The 17,358-nt window shown below is 51.3% G+C and carries 13 protein-coding genes, 2 tRNA genes and 1 rRNA gene; 2 read left to right on the top strand and 14 right to left on the bottom strand.

Annotated elements, in window-relative coordinates; genetic code table 11:
- Positions 1 to 8 precede the first annotated feature (8 nt).
- The 10 genes from nusA to rlmE all read right to left on the bottom strand — a co-directional run bounded on the left by nusA (position 9) and on the right by rlmE (position 9,209).
- Positions 9 to 1,499 carry a transcription termination factor NusA gene (gene nusA / locus BMY09_RS19375; protein WP_091361552.1) on the bottom strand — a complete coding sequence of 497 codons (1,491 nt, stop codon included), beginning with the start codon at positions 1,497 to 1,499 and terminating at the stop codon, positions 9 to 11.
- A gap of 36 nt (positions 1,500 to 1,535) precedes the next feature.
- The gene (rimP, locus tag BMY09_RS19370; protein WP_091361548.1) at positions 1,536 to 1,991 is read right to left on the bottom strand and encodes a ribosome maturation factor RimP; all 456 of its coding nucleotides are present in this window, start codon (positions 1,989 to 1,991) and stop codon (positions 1,536 to 1,538) included.
- 301 nt (positions 1,992 to 2,292) lie between these two features.
- Positions 2,293 to 2,369: transfer RNA gene (locus BMY09_RS19365), tRNA-Met, on the bottom strand.
- Positions 2,370 to 2,902: 533 nt separating this feature from the next.
- Positions 2,903 to 2,989 (bottom strand) — tRNA-Leu (locus BMY09_RS19360).
- A 12-nt stretch (positions 2,990 to 3,001) separates the two neighbouring features.
- Positions 3,002 to 3,367, bottom strand: a complete 366-nt coding sequence (secG, locus tag BMY09_RS19355; RefSeq protein ID WP_091361545.1) for a preprotein translocase subunit SecG — start codon at positions 3,365 to 3,367, stop codon at positions 3,002 to 3,004.
- Between the two features lie 11 nt (positions 3,368 to 3,378).
- Entirely contained in the window at positions 3,379 to 4,143 is a 765-nt protein-coding gene (gene tpiA, locus BMY09_RS19350) for a triose-phosphate isomerase (RefSeq protein ID WP_091361542.1), read from the bottom strand.
- Between the two features lie 105 nt (positions 4,144 to 4,248).
- A complete protein-coding gene (gene glmM / locus BMY09_RS19345; protein ID WP_091361539.1) occupies positions 4,249 to 5,583 on the bottom strand; it encodes a phosphoglucosamine mutase in 1,335 nt (444 codons plus the stop codon).
- Positions 5,576 to 6,448 carry a dihydropteroate synthase gene (folP, locus tag BMY09_RS19340; protein ID WP_245756634.1) on the bottom strand — a complete coding sequence of 291 codons (873 nt, stop codon included), beginning with the start codon at positions 6,446 to 6,448 and terminating at the stop codon, positions 5,576 to 5,578. Before folP ends, glmM begins: the two co-directional genes overlap by 8 nt.
- 71 nt (positions 6,449 to 6,519) lie before the next feature.
- Positions 6,520 to 8,493 (bottom strand): ATP-dependent zinc metalloprotease FtsH, encoded by a 1,974-nt coding sequence (gene ftsH, locus BMY09_RS19335; RefSeq protein ID WP_091361531.1) that lies wholly within the window; start codon positions 8,491 to 8,493, stop codon positions 6,520 to 6,522.
- Positions 8,494 to 8,582: 89 nt separating this feature from the next.
- Complete coding sequence (rlmE, locus tag BMY09_RS19330) at positions 8,583 to 9,209, bottom strand: 23S rRNA (uridine(2552)-2'-O)-methyltransferase RlmE (RefSeq protein ID WP_245756633.1); 627 nt, start codon at positions 9,207 to 9,209, stop codon at positions 8,583 to 8,585.
- Between the two features lie 116 nt (positions 9,210 to 9,325).
- Between rlmE and BMY09_RS19325 the strand changes: the two genes are divergently transcribed.
- Positions 9,326 to 9,628 (top strand): YhbY family RNA-binding protein, encoded by a 303-nt coding sequence (locus BMY09_RS19325; RefSeq protein WP_091361527.1) that lies wholly within the window; start codon positions 9,326 to 9,328, stop codon positions 9,626 to 9,628.
- A gap of 63 nt (positions 9,629 to 9,691) precedes the next feature.
- Here BMY09_RS19325 and greA read toward each other — a convergent pair whose 3' ends face one another.
- The 3 genes from greA to carA form a co-directional block, all read right to left on the bottom strand.
- Positions 9,692 to 10,168 carry a transcription elongation factor GreA gene (greA, locus tag BMY09_RS19320; RefSeq protein ID WP_091361525.1) on the bottom strand — a complete coding sequence of 159 codons (477 nt, stop codon included), beginning with the start codon at positions 10,166 to 10,168 and terminating at the stop codon, positions 9,692 to 9,694.
- Positions 10,169 to 10,180: 12 nt separating this feature from the next.
- Positions 10,181 to 13,387, bottom strand: coding sequence for a carbamoyl-phosphate synthase large subunit (gene carB, locus BMY09_RS19315; protein WP_091361523.1), 3,207 nt, complete (start codon positions 13,385 to 13,387; stop codon positions 10,181 to 10,183).
- Positions 13,388 to 13,476: 89 nt separating this feature from the next.
- Positions 13,477 to 14,610, bottom strand: coding sequence for a glutamine-hydrolyzing carbamoyl-phosphate synthase small subunit (carA, locus tag BMY09_RS19310; protein WP_091361522.1), 1,134 nt, complete (start codon positions 14,608 to 14,610; stop codon positions 13,477 to 13,479).
- Between the two features lie 274 nt (positions 14,611 to 14,884).
- On the opposite strand from carA, the gene BMY09_RS19305 reads away from it, so the two are divergent.
- Positions 14,885 to 16,864 carry a methyl-accepting chemotaxis protein gene (locus BMY09_RS19305; protein WP_091361520.1) on the top strand — a complete coding sequence of 660 codons (1,980 nt, stop codon included), beginning with the start codon at positions 14,885 to 14,887 and terminating at the stop codon, positions 16,862 to 16,864.
- 338 nt (positions 16,865 to 17,202) lie between these two features.
- On the opposite strand, the gene rrf is transcribed toward BMY09_RS19305, so the two are convergent.
- Positions 17,203 to 17,318 (bottom strand): 5S ribosomal RNA (rrf, locus tag BMY09_RS19300).
- Positions 17,319 to 17,358: the final 40 nt, after the last annotated feature.

Raw genomic sequence — 17,358 nt, 5'->3', positions numbered from 1 at the left:
CCGTTGACTTATTCTTCGTCCGCAAACCATGGGGCGCGCGCAGTCATAATCAGCGCTGCTGCCTTTTCACTATCCAGCTCTTCAATCTCAAGCAGGTCTTCAACCGCCTGCTCAGCCAGATCTTCCATGGTCACGATACCTTTACTGGCCAGAACAAAGGCCAGATGACGCTCCATACCTTCCATCTCCAGCAGATCCTGAGCCGGCTCAGAATTTTCAAGAGCCTCCTCATTCGCCAGTGCCAGATTCAGCAGAGCATCTTTCGCGCGATTGCGCAGTTCATCAACAATCTCTTCATCGAAACCATCGATTTCGAGCATCTCATCAGCGGGAACGTAGGCGACCTCTTCCAGCGAGGTGAAGCCTTCATCTACCAGGATGCCCGCAATATCATCATCAACATCCAGGTGCTTAATAAACAGCTCCAGGATTGAACCGGTTTCAGATTGCTGTTTTTCTGCAGCCTCATCTTCGGTCATGACGTTCAGTTTCCAGCCGGTCAGCTCTGACGCCAGGCGAACGTTCTGACCGCTGCGGCCAATCGCCATCGGCAGATTCTCTTCAGCGACAGCAACATCCATTGAGCGGGAATCTTCATCCACAACAATAGAAGCCACCTCTGCCGGAGACATCGCGTTTATCACCAACTGTGCCGGATTATCATCCCAGAGGATGATGTCTACACGCTCGCCGCTCAGTTCGTTAGAAACGGCCTGAACACGAGCACCACGCATGCCTACACAGGCACCCACCGGATCGATACGTCCATCATTCGTTTTAACGGCAATCTTGGCACGCGAACCCGGGTCACGGGACGCTGCACGAATCTCGATCACCTCTTCAGAGATCTCAGGTACTTCGATACGGAACAGTTCGATCAGCATCTCAGGACAGCTGCGGCTCATCGCCAGCTGTGGACCACGTCCTTCGGTGCGAATCTCATTCAGCACTGCCCGCACCCGGTCACCCATACGGTAGGTTTCCCGTGGTAGCAACTGATCCCGCGGCAGAACAGCTTCTGCGTTGTTACCCAGGTCAACAATAATGTTGTCCCGTGTCACTTTCTTTACGGTACCCGAGATAAGCTCACCCAGACGGCTGCTGTATTGTGCAACAACCTTAGCGCGCTCCGCTTCACGTACCTTCTGCACAATAACCTGCTTAGCAGTCTGCGCAGCAATGCGGCCGAACTTAACCGACTCGACCTCTTCTTCGTAGATATCGCCAGGCTGCAGGCTTGCATCGATCTCTTCCGCCTCCTGCATGGTCAGCTCAGTGCCCAGCAGAGGCACACCTTCGTTGCTCACCACAGCCCAGCGCCGGAATGTCTGGTAATCACCGGTTGCACGGTCAATGACTACACGGATATCCGCTTCTTCGTCGTAGCGTTTTTTGGTCGCTGTTGCCAGCGCCAGTTCAATCGCCTCGAAGATCACCTCTTTAGAAACATCTTTCTCGTTAGATACTGCTTCTGCAACCAGTAGAATTTCTTTATTCATACAACTGCCCCAACCTCAAAATTCAATTCTTTACACTCAGAACTGAGGAACTATGTTTGCTTTTTCAATATGGTCAATCGGTAACAGGTATTCTTCCTGATCGACAACCAGCACAATATCTTCATCTTCAATACCACTGAGGATGCCTTTAAACCTGCGACGCCCCTCAAATGGCATGCGCAGCTTCAGCTGCACCACATGTCCGACAAACGCCTGGTACTGTTCCAGAGTAAACAGCGGGCGGTCCATCCCCGGGGAGGAAACCTCTAATGTATATTCACCGCTAATCGGATCTTCTACATCCAGAATCCCGCTCACCTGACGACTGACGCTGGCGCAATCCTCTACCCCGATGCCCTGTTCGGCATCAATGTAGATCCGCAGCATGCTGTGACGCCCCTGGGATATCATCTCAATACCCCATAACTGATAACCGAGAGCCACCACAGATGGCTCAATCAGTTCCTGTAACACACTCAACTTTGCTGACACGCAAAAACCTCTAAACGCACTTTCTTAGGCAAACAAAAAATGGGTCAAAGACCCATTCAACATACGACCCCGATGGGCCGCAAGTACGAAAAAGCCCCTAAAAAGGGGCCAATCAACGTACTGCTTGATCGACAATCCCAGACCGGTCGCCAAATCAGCAACCCACTGGAATTGGTAGCGGGAATCAGCATCTGCCGTTACTTTCCCGAAAGAACATAACAACGAAAGATGATGCTGAATCTTATTAACCCTCAAGAGGCCGTTACACGAATCTCTTGCTTCTGATCTATCATCCTAACAATGGTAGCGGGGGCCAGATTTGAACTGACGACCTTCGGGTTATGAGCCCGACGAGCTACCAGGCTGCTCCACCCCGCATCAGAAATCGGCGAGAATTATACTCCTCCTGTCTGAGTAGTTCAAGGACACCTTCCCGGGATTACCCGACGCGCATCAACATTTCACCCTTACACTACATTAGCACGCGACACATACCGCCGGACACCTTCCAAACCAACCAGCAAGCGGCCCGATCTGCTCATAAGCGTAGCGATAGATAAGAGCCTCTACTAAAAGAAGCCCCGCTCAGACAGAAATAAAAAAGCGCATCAACAATACGCTTCCTTAAATAGAGTGCCGACTATATAGATACATATTGGGCGTCGGAGCCCGCGACGACGGTCCAAAGGACTTCATCGAAGATGAACCAACGCGGGACGCAGTCACGCCGAGGCCAAAAAAAGCGCATCAACAATACGCTTCCTTAAATAGGGTGCCGACTATATGGATACATATTGGGCGTCGGAGCCCGCGACGACGGTCCAAAGGACTTCATCGAAGATGAACCAACGCGGGACGTAGTCACGCCGAGGCCAAAAAAAAAGCGCATCAAAGATGCGCTTCCTTAGATATGGTGCCGAAGGCGGGACTTGAACCCGCACGACCATTAGGTCACCACCCCCTCAAGATGGCGTGTCTACCAATTCCACCACTTCGGCATTAAACAAGGATCACTCAGCAGGCGGTACGTCCGCATCCCCTGCTGGCAATTTATTCTCTTCCAGAACCGGCACCTGCTCAGCATTATCAGCAGCACTCTGAATCAGTTCTGCCGCAGGCACACCGGCATCACTCACCGATACAGCCTTATCTTTTGCATAAACAGCCAGCACAAAACTGGTAATAAACAGTCCGGTTGCAATAATCGCAGTCATACGACTCAGAAACGAGCCGGAGCCCTGGCTACCAAATACGGTCTGAGACGCACCTGCACCAAAAGATGCACCAGCCTCAGCGCCTTTACCCTGCTGCAACAGCACCAGAGCAATAATGGCAATAGCCAGCAGAACATGTACAGCAAGAACCAGAGTTTCCATTATTTTTCCACTTACTTACGACTCTCTGCCGCCGCAGCGCAGATCGTCAGGAATTCATCAGCTTTCAGAGATGCGCCACCAATCAGGCCGCCATCAATATCCTGTTGAGCCAGGAGCTCAGCCGCATTACCGGCATTCATACTGCCGCCATACAGAATCGACAGTTTATCAGCTACCTTCATACCACTACCAGCCAACCGGGCACGGATTGCAGCATGCACTTCCTGAGCTTGCTCAGGCGTCGCGGTCAGACCCGTTCCGATCGCCCAGACCGGCTCATAGGCAATCACAACCGATGCAAAACGTTCAATACCAACCCGCTGAACAACTGCATCAACCTGCGTCGCCACAACCGCAAGGGTTTCACCCGCCTCACGCTGTGTCAGCGTTTCACCAACACACAGTATCGGAGTCAGCCCGGCAGTCAGGGTTGCATCAACTTTATCTGCAACATCAGCATCCGTTTCTTTAAACAGACTACGTCGCTCAGAGTGCCCCAGAATAACATACTCACAACCCAGATCCTGAAGCATTTCCAGTGACCACTCACCGGTAAACGCCCCTTTTGGCTGAGCGGATACATTCTGAGCACCGACAACAACCGGAGCATTGCCAAGCAGCTCTTTAACCTGCGACAGGTAAACAGCAGGTGGGCAGACCAGCGTCACCAGACCATCAACAACGGGTACACCTGCGGTGATACCATCCAGCAAAGCCCTGATCGACTCACTGGTTCCGTTCATTTTCCAATTTCCGGCGACTATCGTCTTACGCATGAGTTTCCCTCTGTGCAAAGCGGCGCACATAGTACCCAGTTTCCTGATAAGTTACAAGCAGCTATCCACTGGTAACGAATAAATTTTCGCACCCGCCCAATAATATTAAAGTGCCTGACGAACAGCCTCGGCCAGTTCCTCACAAAGCGCTTCCACCCAGGCCTCATCGTCTCCCTCAACCATCACCCGAACCACCGGTTCAGTGCCGGAAGGACGCAGCAGTACCCGGCCACGCTCTCCGAGACGCGCCTCAATATCCGCCACAGCAGACTGCACTGCTGGCAGCTCAGCCAGGTCTACTTTCTCAGTAAGACGCACATTGATCATCGTTTGCGGCATTTTACGCATGCCTGATTTAAGATCATGCAGTGATTTCTGATCGTCAGTCATCGCTTTGAGAACCTGTAGCGCAGCAACAATACCATCGCCGGTTGAGGTCAACTGACGACAGACCAGATGGCCTGAAGATTCTCCACCCAACAGCCAGTCATTAGCCACTAACTGTTCAAGCACATAGCGATCCCCTACCTGAGCGCGGATAAATGGAATATCAGCCTGTTTAAGCCCCTGTTCAAGGCCAAAATTACTCATCAGCGTGCCAACCACTCCACCTTTCAACTGATTCCTGCGATGCAACGCCATAGCGATGATAAAGAGCAACTCATCACCATCCACCGATTCGCCTTTATGATCAACCATGATCAGCCGATCACCGTCACCATCCAGCGCCACCCCCAGGTCTGCCTGGGTTGCAATAACCGTTTTTTCCAACAGCGCCGTCGCAGTGGCACCACACTCTTCATTAATGTTGATGCCATCAGGCGAAGCACCAACCTCAACCACTGTTGCACCCAGTTCGCGAAACACCTTGGGGGCGATGTGATAGGTGGCGCCATTGGCACAATCAACGACAATCTTCATATCCTTAAGACTCAGATCACCAGAGACTGTCCCTTTACAAAACTCGATATAACGACCGGCAGCATCTTCGATCCGCCGCGCCTTGCCCAGCTCCGCCGCCTCTACGGTAGTCATCGCCATATCCATCTGCGCTTCGATGGCGTGCTCAATATCATCGGGCAGTTTGGTCCCCAGTTCGGAGAAGAACTTGATGCCATTATCATAATAGGGGTTATGGGAGGCGCTGATCACGATACCGGCATTACAGCGAAAAGTGCGGGTCAGGTAGGCAATTGCCGGTGTTGGCATCGGCCCAAGCAACAGCACATCAACCCCCGCAGCCGAAAGCCCCGCCTCCAGTGCTGACTCAAACATATAACCCGAGATCCGGGTATCCTTACCAATAATGATCTTGCTGCGTCCCTTGCGGGCAAACACCTTTCCGGCAGCCCACCCCAGCTTGAGCATGAAGTCAGGTGTAATCGGCGCCGTACCGACCTTACCGCGAATGCCATCCGTACCAAAATATCGTTTAGTCATTTGCAATCCTGCCCTCATTCATTATGGCTTCGGTCATCCGCACCACATCCACCGTTTCCCTGACATCGTGAACCCGGAATATCTGTCCGCCCTGCTGAACGCCGATAGCGACGGTGGCCAGACTGCCTGCCAACCGCTGATCTACCGGGCGGCTAAGCACATGGTCAATCATGCTTTTACGGGAGGTACCCACCAAAAGGGGCATACCAAGTTGATGAAGCTGACGCAGATTATTCAGCAAACGCAGATTATGCTCAACAGTTTTACCAAAGCCAAATCCCGGATCAAGAATGATCCGGTCACTGCTTATACCTGCGGCGTTGCAAGCTGTGATCCGCTGTTGCAAAAAGTAGTTCACATCATCCAGCACATCATCATAGTGGGGCGCATTCTGCATGGTGGCAGGACTTCCCTGCATATGCATCACACACACCGGCAGATTTGTCTCGGCTGCGGCTTCCAGCGCTCCCTCACGTCCCAGAGCACGCACATCATTGATTAGTCCAGCCCCGAGCCTGGCAACCTCAGTCATCACCTGAGGCGCACTGGTATCAACCGAAATTATCACATCGAGTTCAGCATTCAGCCGCTCCACAACCGGCACCACCCGGTCCAGCTCTTCCTGCAGCGAGACTGCAGCAGCACCTGGCCGGGTGGACTCGCCACCAACATCGATAATCGTTGCGCCATCCTTTACCATCTGTCGGGCCCGTTCAACGGCCTGGTCAACACTCAGCTTACGCGCTTCATAAAGGGTCCCGCCGTCGGAGAAGGAGTCGGGCGTCACATTAACAATACCCATCACCTGAGGACGGCTCAGGTCCAGTGTGCGGCTACCGAAACGGTAAGTGGAAAAGTCGTTCACAGTATCTTCCATTCGGTTTTTTATTAAAAAAGGCCGGTCTGGGACCGGCCTTATCATTTGACATAAATCGCTTAGTGCAGATTGCTATCCGATGCATCTGAATCAGAAGAGGGGTCGTCCTTCTTAGCGCTTTTCAGGTCGCTATTATGATCATCATCCAGATCAAACTCCTCTTTTTTATCTGCCGCAGCCGCTTCATCTTCTGCTGCTTTTGAGTCAGCCTCCTGCCATCCTTCAGGCGGCGTAACCGGCTTACGATCCATCAGCTCATCAAGCTGTTTGCTATCAATCGTTTCGTATTTCATCAATGCCTGAGTCATATTTTCGAGAATATCCCGGTTATCCTCCAGCATCTTATAAGCTTTCGCGTAACACTCATCGATAATCTTGCGGGTTTCAGAATCAATTTTACCCTGCAACTCTTCAGACATCGCTTTGCCCGGCTGACCATAACCACGATTGAACGGATCCTGCTCCTCATCATCATAGAGGATTGGCCCCAGCTCATCGGTCAGACCCCAACGGGTCACCATATTACGGGCCAGACTGGTGGCGCGCTGAATATCGTTAGACGCGCCAGTGGTCACGCCATCTTTACCCAACGTCATCTCTTCGGCGATACGGCCGCCATAGAGACTGCAAATATTGGAGATCAGCAGTTTACGGCTGTGACTATAACGGTCTTCCTCAGGCAGAAACATAGTGACACCCAAGGCCCGGCCACGCGGGATGATAGAGACCTTATACACAGGATCATGCTCAGGCATCAGTCGACCTACAATGGCGTGACCGGATTCATGGTAAGCGGTATTTAGACGCTCCTCATAAGACATCACCATTGATTTACGTTCCGCACCCATCATTATCTTATCTTTGGCTCGCTCAAACTGCTCCATTCCCACGGTCCGCTTGCTGGAGCGGGCAGCAAACAGGGCCGCCTCATTGACCAGGTTAGCAAGATCCGCCCCGGAAAAGCCAGGCGTACCACGGGCAATCAGTTCAGGTTTGACATCATCGCCCAGCGGAACTTTGCGCATATGCACTTTAAGAATCTGCTCACGACCACGAATATCAGGCAAACCAACATGCACCTGACGGTCAAACCGCCCGGGACGCAGCAACGCGGGGTCGAGTACATCGGGACGGTTAGTCGCCGCGATAACGATAATACCTTCGGTGCCTTCGAAACCATCCATCTCAACCAGCAACTGGTTCAGTGTCTGCTCCCGCTCATCATTACCACCACCCATACCAACACCACGGTGGCGACCTACCGCATCAATCTCATCGATAAAGATGATGCAGGGGGCATTTTTCTTCGCCTGCTCAAACATATCCCGAACCCGGGATGCACCAACACCGACAAACATCTCAACAAAATCGGAACCCGATATAGTAAAGAACGGAACCTTCGCTTCACCGGCGATCGCTTTTGCCAGCAGGGTTTTACCAGTACCCGGGTTACCTGACATCAATACACCGCGGGGAATATGCCCCCCCAGGCGCTGGAATTTGCCCGGATCACGCAGGTAATCAACCAGCTCTTTAACCTCTTCCTTCGCCTCTTCAACACCGGCGACATCATCAAAAGTGGTCTTGATCTGATCCTGCCCCATCATGCGGGCTTTAGACTTACCAAAGGACATCGGACCGCCTTTGCCGCCACCTCCGCCCTGCATCTGCCGCATAAAGAACATAAAGATGGCAAGAATGATCAAGATTGGAAAGCTGGCAACCAGTAACTGCGTCCAGACGCTCTGTTTTTCTGGCTGCTTACCTTCGATAACCACCTTGTGGTTATACAGGTCATCAACCAGCTTAGGGTCCTGCAGTGCAGGACGAACTGTGGCAAAACGCTCGCCATTGGTCCGCTCACCCTCAATGGTATAACCGTCAATAACCACCCGACGAATCTGATCATTCTTCACCGCAGTGATAAATTCAGAATAGTTGAGCTTCTGCGAGGTGCTTTCGCTGTTGAAGTTATTGAAAACGGTTAACAGTACTGCCGCGATAACCAGCCACAGTACCAAATTCTTTGCCATATCGTTCAAAGGTAAACCCTCTGTTTTCTCAAAATTAGTGTCCGTCCGAAAACAAACAAAACTACAGTAGTTACACTGTATTGACTATATCAGGGACGGAAGTTTCGTCCAATCAGATAGACTTCACGCGAACGGGCTCTGGAAGAGTCCGGCTTCCGGCTATAAACCTTAGTAAAGCTGCTGCGCATATCGTTCATATATTCATCAAAGCCTTCACCCTGAAACACTTTGGCAACAAAATCACCGCCGGGCTTGAGCACCTGACGCGCCATATCCAGTGCTAATTCTACCAGATACATCGCCGCAGGCTGATCAACAGCATTCATACCACTCATATTGGGGGCCATATCTGAAATTACAAGGTCTGCCAGCTGATCGCCCAATGTTTGCAGAATCTCATTGAGCACTGACTCCTCAGTAAAGTCTCCCTGAACAAACTGTACGCCGGGCAGTGGATCCATTGGCAGTATGTCAGATGATACCACCCTACCATGATCACCAACCAGCTCTGCAGCAATCTGAGACCACCCTCCCGGAGCGGCCCCCAGGTCAACCAACGTCATCCCGGGACGAATCAGTTTATCCTTTTCATTGAGTTCAAGCAGCTTAAAGCTTGCCCGTGAACGATACCCCAGCTCTCTGGATTTCTTCACATACTGATCGTCGAAGTGTTCCTGCAGCCATCGACCGCTGCTTTTTGATCTTGCCACCAACATCCCCGTCCGGAATTTGAGTCAATGTCTACTTTCTACACACTAACTCAGGTAAAATCTCTACATTATGGTTCGAAGCGGATCTTCCGCTCCAAAATTTAAAGGTCAAGTATTTTAGTATGAGCTTAACCCCTACGCAAAAGAAGCAGTTCCGAACAATCGGTCACAGCCTTAACCCTATCATCACTGTTGCCGGAAATGGCCTGAGTGAAAACATTCTTCTGGAAGCTGACCGCGCCCTCGAAGACCATGAACTGATCAAAGTAAAATTTGCCGTGGGTGACCGCGAAGCTAAGAAATTACTGATCAGCGAGATGGCCCAGATCGTCGAGGCCACCATCGTTCAGGAGATCGGTAATGTTGCACTGCTCTATCGGGCGGCCAAACATCCGGACCCCAAACTGTCTAACCTGCTACGTTAATGTGACCGGAACAGATCAACAACAAAAAAACCGCCGATAGGCGGTTTTTTTTATCCTTCAGGATCAGATATGGTGCACCTGATCAATTTCATACTCAACACCGCCACCAGGCGTCTGCACAACAGCGACATCGCCCTCCTCTTTGCCAATCAAGGCCCGGGCAATCGGTGAGCTGATAGAAATTTTACCGCCTTTGATGTTCGCTTCATCATCCCCGACAATCTGATAACTCACTGTTTCGTCAGTGTCCATGTTAATCAGATCGACCGTGGTACCGAAAATAACCTTTCCGGTATGCGGTATCTGCGTTACATCAATCACCTGAGCGGAACCCAGCTTACCTTCAAGTTCCTGAATACGCCCTTCAATAAACCCCTGCTGCTCACGGGCAGCATGGTATTCAGCATTTTCTTTCAGGTCACCATGCTCACGCGCTTCCGCAATGGATGCGATCACGGCAGGACGCTGTACTGTTTTCAAATCATCCAGTTCTTCACGCAGCGCTTTCTCACCGCTAACAGTCATTGGAAATTTTTGCATAATCTCAGCTCCTTAGTGCAGGTTTTGCAAACGGCGTACTGTTTTTTCTTCGCCGTACTGCATCGCCATGATCATCGCTTCAGCACCCGCCAGGGTTGTGCTGTATGGCACTTTATGTTGCAACGCTGAACGCCGGATCTCAGCCGAGTCCGCAATCGCCTTACGGCCTTCAGTGGTGTTAATGACGTAAACAATTTCGTCGTTCTTCAGCATATCGACGATGTTCGGACGCCCTTCCATCACTTTATTGACAACCTCAACCTCAAGCCCATTCTCTCTCAGCAAGGCCGCTGTTCCGCGGGTAGCAACCAGGGTAAAACCAAGACTGACCAGATCGCGGGCAACTGGCAGAACATTTTGCTTATCGACCTCACGAACCGAGATAAAGGCTTTACCGGTTGCTGGCATCTTCTCGCCTGCACCCAACTGCGCCTTCATAAAGGCTTCACCAAAGGTTTCACCCACACCCATCACTTCACCGGTAGATTTCATCTCCGGAGACAGAATCGGATCAACACCCTGGAACTTATTGAACGGGAACACCGCTTCTTTAACATTAAACAGCGTCGGAACGATCTCTTCGGTGAAACCGATCTCTTTCAGGGTTTTACCGGTCATCACCTGAGCACCAATCTTCGCCAGCGAGACACCGATACACTTCGAGACAAACGGTACGGTACGGGATGCACGCGGGTTCACTTCGATGACATAAACCTCACCGTCCTGATAAGCCAGCTGAGTATTCATCAGGCCCACTACACCCAGCTCCAGTGCCATCTTGCGCACCATCTCCCGCATCTCATTCTGGAGAGCTTCGGGGAGGCTGTACGGCGGCAATGAACAGGCTGAGTCACCGGAGTGAACACCGGCCTGCTCAATGTGCTGCATGATCGCACCGATCACCACGGTTTCGCCGTCACTCACCGCATCGATATCGACCTCTACTGCGGCGTTAAGGAAGTGATCCAGCAATACTGGTGCATCGTGGGATACCTTAACCGCAGAGGTCATATACTGACGCAGTTCAGATTCTTTATAGACGATCTCCATCGCCCGACCACCCAATACGTAAGATGGACGAACAACCAGTGGATAACCCAGCTTGTCAGCCTCGATAACCGCCTCCTCAAGAGAGCGCACGGTGGCGTTCTCTGGTTGCTTCAGCCCCAGACGCTTAAGCATCTGCTGGAATTGCTCCCGGTCTTCAGCCCGGTCGATCGCTTCCGGAGAGGTACCAATAATCGGCACACCGGCATGCTCCAGCGCCAGCGCCAGCTTCAGCGGAGTCTGGCCACCGTACTGCACGATAACCCCTTTAGGTTTCTCGACATGTACAATTTCCAGCACATCTTCCAGGGTAATCGGTTCAAAGTAGAGACGGTCAGACGTATCGTAGTCGGTAGACACGGTCTCAGGGTTACAGTTAACCATAATGGTTTCGTAACCATCCTCACGCGCCGCCAGCGCCGCATGCACACAGCAGTAATCAAACTCGATACCCTGTCCGATGCGGTTAGGACCACCGCCGATAACCATGATCTTCTCTCGCTCGGTAGGATTCGCTTCGCACTCTTCCTCATAGGTGGAGTACATGTAAGCGGTATCGGTAGAAAACTCAGCGGAGCAGGTATCCACACGCTTAAACACCGGACGGATATCCAGCTTGTGACGCTGCTTGCGTACCTGTTTCTCAGACACACCCAGCAGAACAGCCAGACGCGCATCAGAGAAACCTTTGCGCTTCAGGCGATACAGTTCAGTCTTATCCAGCTCAGACAGCGTCATGGTAGACACCCGCAGCTCATCTTTAATAAGATCTTCAACCTGAACCAGAAACCACGGATCGATGCCAGACAGTTCGTACAGTTCTTCCACTGTCATGCCCAGACGGAATCCATCACCCAGATACCAGATTCGCTCAGCGCCCGGCTGTTTCATCTCACGCACGATCTCGGTACGGGCGTCTTCACTGCTCAGATCCACAATCGGATCAAAGCCAGTCGCCCCCACTTCCAGCCCCCGAAGAGCCTTCTGCAGAGATTCCTGCTGAGTACGGCCAATCGCCATCACCTCACCCACAGATTTCATCTGGGTTGTCAGACGGTCATTTGCCTGTGGAAACTTCTCAAAGGTGAAGCGGGGAATCTTGGTAACAACATAATCGATTGCCGGTTCAAATGAGGCTGGAGTCGCACCGCCGGTAATATCGTTCTGCAACTCATCCAGGGTGTAACCAATCGCCAGCTTCGCCGCTACCTTAGCGATTGGGAAACCGGTCGCTTTGGAAGCCAGAGCGGATGAGCGGGATACCCGGGGATTCATCTCGATAATCACGAAACGCCCGGTTTTCGGGCACTGGCCAAACTGAACGTTAGAGCCACCGGTTTCAACGCCGATTTCACGCAGTACTGCCAGGGAAGCATCCCGCATCCACTGATACTCTTTATCCGTCAGTGTCTGTGCCGGAGCAACGGTGATTGAGTCACCGGTATGTACCCCCATGGCATCGAAGTTTTCAATCGAGCAGACGATGATGCAGTTATCGTTTTTATCACGAACCACCTCCATCTCATACTCTTTCCAACCGATCAGGGATTCATCGATCAACAACTCGTTGGTGGGCGACAGATCCAATCCCCGTTCACAGATCTCGATAAACTCTTCTTTGTTATAAGCGATACCGCCGCCGGTGCCACCCATCGTAAATGATGGCCGGATAATACATGGGAAACCCAGTTGCGACTGCACCTGCAACGCCTCTTCCATACTATGCGCAATCGCAGCACGGGGGCATTCCAGGCCGATAGACTTCATCGCTTTATCGAAACGGTCACGGTCTTCGGCTTTATCGATGGTATCTGCATTCGCACCGATCATCTCAACGCCAAACTTTTCCAGGACGCCTTCGCGTTCCAGATCAAGGGCACAGTTAAGCGCTGTCTGACCACCCATGGTCGGCAGCAGCGCATCAGGACGCTCCTGCTCAATGATCTTTGCAACTGTTTTCCACTGAATCGGCTCGATGTAGGTCGCATCCGCCATCGATGGGTCTGTCATAATGGTCGCTGGATTAGAGTTAACCAGAATAACGCGATAGCCCTCTTCACGCAGAGCTTTACAGGCCTGGGCACCGGAGTAATCAAACTCACAGGCCTGACCGATAACGATAGGACCCGCACCGAGGATCAGAATACTTTTTATGTCCGTACGTTTTGGCATGTGTAAATAACCGATCGAAAATTTTAATTCTTTAAAAGCTGCCCGGAGATAGCTCACAGGCAGTACGTATTGACCTTAAATCAGGCGTATCAGGCCTTTCGCGCTTCAATGTCGCGAATAAAGCGATCAAACAGCGGCGCAACATCGCGCGGGCCGGGGCTCGCTTCAGGATGCCCCTGAAAACTGAAAGCCGCACGGTCGGTGCGTTCAATCCCCTGCAGGGAACCATCAAATAACGACTTATGTGTCGCCCGCAGGGTGTCAGGCAATGAACTTTCATCAACAGCAAAACCATGGTTCTGGCTGGTGATCATCACCTGCTTGTTTTCAAGGTCCTGCACCGGGTGGTTTGCACCATGATGACCAAACTTCATTTTCATGGTCTGTGCTCCGGAAGCCAGGGCTAACAACTGATGTCCCAGACAGATACCGAATACCGGCAGGTCGGTTTTACAGATCTCCTGAATCGCTTCAATCGCGTAATCACAGGGTTCCGGATCCCCGGGGCCATTGGAGAGGAATACACCATCAGGGTTGAGTGCCAGCACGTCTGCCGCTGGCGTTTTCGCAGGCACCACCGTCAGACGGCAACCCCGTTCAACCAGCATCCGCAGAATATTGCGCTTAACACCGTAATCATACGCAACAACGTGATGCGGAAGTTCGGCCTCAGACAGATCCTGATGCCCATCAACGGGATGCCAGGTTGTTGCGGTCCACTGATATTGCTCATCAGTGGTCACCTCTTTGGCCAGATCCATTCCCTTCAGACCTGGGAACGCTTTTGCACTTGTCAGAGCGGTATTTTCGTCGATATCACCGGCCATGATGCAGCCATTCAACGAACCCTTTTCACGCAGGATACGGGTTAATCTGCGGGTATCGATGTCAGCAATACCGACGATGTTTTTCGCTTTCAGATAGTCATCAAGGCTCTGCTCACTTCGCCAGTTACTGGCCGTCAGCGGCAGATCCCGGATCACAAGACCTGCAACCCATGTTTGAGAGGACTCTTCATCCTCTGTATTTGTTCCCACGTTACCGATGTGTGGATAGGTCAGGGTTACAATCTGACGGCAATACGATGGATCCGTCAGAATCTCCTGATAACCAGTCATAGAAGTATTGAATACAACTTCTCCGCTGGACTGGCCATCCGCGCCAATCGCTACTCCCCGGAAGATACTGCCGTCCTCAAGGGCCAGAATGGCTGGTCTTGTCAAAATTAACCTCCCCGCTTAGTGCGAAAATCTAAACAGAATAAATAAAACTGTAAGTTGCAAAAAAGCGAGGTAGAACCATAAGCCCGCCTCGCTTTTCTGTAGAGAATTCTTCTAGTGCATTTCCAGCATGCAAATCGGCGGTATTTTAGTCCATCTGACCGGCCTTGTCTATGTAACCTGACCCACCATTCTGAGTATCTCAGAAAAACCCCGAAACACCTCAGTAACATAAAAGAAATATAAATGACGGTTTTAAATATCCGGGCAGTTAGCGATGAAAATATCCCACATCAACCTGGTAGCCGGGGCTACCTTATTAGTTATTGTTACCGCAATGGCCAGCACAATGCTCTGGTCGCTACAGCGTCTGGAAAACAGTTTCAACCAAACCCGTGACTATCAGCGACTCCAACAAGAGATTAACACCCAGGTAAACCGGCCAATCCTTATCTATCTGAGTTCAGGTAATGCGTCACTGCTATCCGACATCGATAACGCCCTTAGCCGCCTCATAGAGAAAGACCCGCAGGTTAAAAGCCTGACAGACAGTGGCGCACCGGAAATACAAAATACCCTGACTGAGTTACAGACAACCGCCCTGTTGAAACTTCGGGCCGCAGGCAAACTCAGACAACCACAGGAACTGCTGATCAACAATGAGCGCGAAATTCTCGCGACCCTGAGCCAGCTAGCGGATTACGCCGCTAACGGAGGCAACGATCAGCCAGCACTAAAACAGCAATACACCTCAATCCTGAGCAAGTTCATTGCCACTATCTCAGGTCTGGCCCATAGCCGTCAGCGTTATTTTTCATCCAGCCAGCCAAACCGTTCGGATATTAATATACGCCTTGATGAATTAACGCAGATGAGCAAACAACTCGATCAGCTACCACGGTTTGGCATCTATCAGGAAACTGACAGCAGCGACACTCTGGCAACACTACTGGGCAACAGCATGACGGAAGTCCAAACGAGTCAGGATGAACAGGGAAACCTGCTGATTCAGGAACTGCAGAGCCTGGTTCGACGATACAGCAAAGAGCTCAGTAATATCGAGAAGATCTATACACAACGGACAACATCTATAGAACAAACAACCTCACTGGTTGATCAACTCAACGAACAGTTGCAGATAAACCAGAGCCGCTTGCAAAAACATTACGACACTACCGGCCAGCAGGCAAACACACTGCTGATCACCAGCATTCTGTTAATCGCGATCATCGGGTTCATTATGGGGATTCTGAACACCCGCCTTAGCCAGATTATAAGCAACACCTGCCAACAACTTGATGCGCTGGCAAACGGCCAGCTTAATGGTCACCCCAATACACCAAGTAAGATTGTTGAACTAAAAATTCTGAGCAACTCAATCACCAGCCTGCGTCAGTACTTTATGACACTGATCGACAAGATCCACACCGAGAGCGATGCTCTGAATCTGCTTGGCAAAGGGCTGAATAACAGCTCAGATACGCTGACACTGATCGTCAACAAACAGCAACTCTCAACTGAGCAGGCAGCAGTTCAGATCCAACAGCTTAGCAGTTCATACCAGGAGGTCGCTGAAAACGCTGTACGAACATCGACCGCCACCCGCCAGGCCACAGAGATCGTTGTCAATGGCGTTGAGGATATGGAACATACCCGAGCCAGCATCCATCAGCTGGAAGAAGAGACCGAAGCCACTAATGCGACACTTCTACAGCTCAAAGAGGACGGAAAGGAGATTGGATCGGCGCTCCACGTAATACAGAATTTTGCTGAACAGACAAACCTGCTGGCGCTTAACGCAGCCATTGAAGCAGCTCGCGCTGGAGCCAGTGGCCGGGGATTCGCAGTGGTTGCTGATGAGGTCAGGTCCCTTGCTGTCAACACTGCAAAAGCAGCCGACAATATCGGTCTCATTATAAAGAAACTCAATGGCGCTATCGATCAGATGTCCGACAAGGTAGAACGACAGGCTGAACATGTCCATAACACCGTCAACCTTGCTGAAAACGTCAGAAAAAGCGTTGAGAAGATCCGTCTTTCGATCGATGAAATAGACAACATGAGCAGCATGATCGCTTCAGCAACAGAGGAACAGTCAGCTGTGACCGGCCAGATATCAGAAATCATCAATATGACCCTCGAACATGCCCATGATTCAGCAGAAGAAGCCGAGAAAAACAAGCAATACGCCCAACAGGTCAACCACACCGGAAACAGCCTGATGCAACTATTAGAGCAATTTAAGACGAGCAACTGATAAAAACAGTCGCTAGACCGCTGCTTCGCAGCTCGCTAAACGCGACTGCGTCGCTTGCCAGAACGGAGCCTTCGGCTCCTGCTAGCAAAAACTATCGCGACGGGTACCCAGAGGGCATGCTAGCGCCGCTCGCTACAGGGCCTTAGCTTCTTCAGAGAACGAAATATCCTTTCTGTGAAGATTACCTATGCTCCCGACTAAGAAGGCTTTTGCTCTTGATCTTACGCTTATTCTAACCACTAGCAGGCGCGCAGCGCCGTTCTAGCGAGCCGCGTAGCGGCGTCTAAACGAAAAAAGCCCCGATCATTTTCATGATCGGGGCTGTTTTGTAATTAGGTGCTTGGCGATGACCTACTCTCGCATGGAGAAGCTCCACACTACCATCGGCGCTAAGACGTTTCACTTCCGAGTTCGGGAAGGGATCGGGTGGTTCCATCTCGCTATTGTCGCCAAGCAAAACTGGTTGCTCTAACGATTTGAACATCAGTGTTAAC

It is taken from the genome of Amphritea atlantica (genome assembly GCF_900111095.1).
In the GTDB taxonomy this organism is placed as follows: domain Bacteria; phylum Pseudomonadota; class Gammaproteobacteria; order Pseudomonadales; family Balneatricaceae; genus Amphritea; species Amphritea atlantica.
This window is presented reverse-complemented; position numbering and strand designations above follow the sequence as displayed.

Excerpts from the sequence above, each read along its gene's own strand:
- greA (WP_091361525.1), bottom strand. The coding sequence starts at position 10,168 with ATGCAAAAATTTCCAATGACTGTTAGCGGTGAGAAAGCGCTGCGTGAA.
- glmM (WP_091361539.1), bottom strand. The coding sequence starts at position 5,583 with ATGACTAAACGATATTTTGGTACGGATGGCATTCGCGGTAAGGTCGGT.
- secG (WP_091361545.1), bottom strand. The coding sequence starts at position 3,367 with ATGGAAACTCTGGTTCTTGCTGTACATGTTCTGCTGGCTATTGCCATT.
- rlmE (WP_245756633.1), bottom strand. The coding sequence starts at position 9,209 with ATGTTGGTGGCAAGATCAAAAAGCAGCGGTCGATGGCTGCAGGAACAC.
- carB (WP_091361523.1), bottom strand. The coding sequence starts at position 13,387 with ATGCCAAAACGTACGGACATAAAAAGTATTCTGATCCTCGGTGCGGGT.
- BMY09_RS19325 (WP_091361527.1), top strand. The coding sequence starts at position 9,326 with ATGAGCTTAACCCCTACGCAAAAGAAGCAGTTCCGAACAATCGGTCAC.
- BMY09_RS19305 (WP_091361520.1), top strand. The coding sequence starts at position 14,885 with ATGAAAATATCCCACATCAACCTGGTAGCCGGGGCTACCTTATTAGTT.
- ftsH (WP_091361531.1), bottom strand. The coding sequence starts at position 8,493 with ATGGCAAAGAATTTGGTACTGTGGCTGGTTATCGCGGCAGTACTGTTA.
- tpiA (WP_091361542.1), bottom strand. The coding sequence starts at position 4,143 with ATGCGTAAGACGATAGTCGCCGGAAATTGGAAAATGAACGGAACCAGT.
- nusA (WP_091361552.1), bottom strand. The coding sequence starts at position 1,499 with ATGAATAAAGAAATTCTACTGGTTGCAGAAGCAGTATCTAACGAGAAA.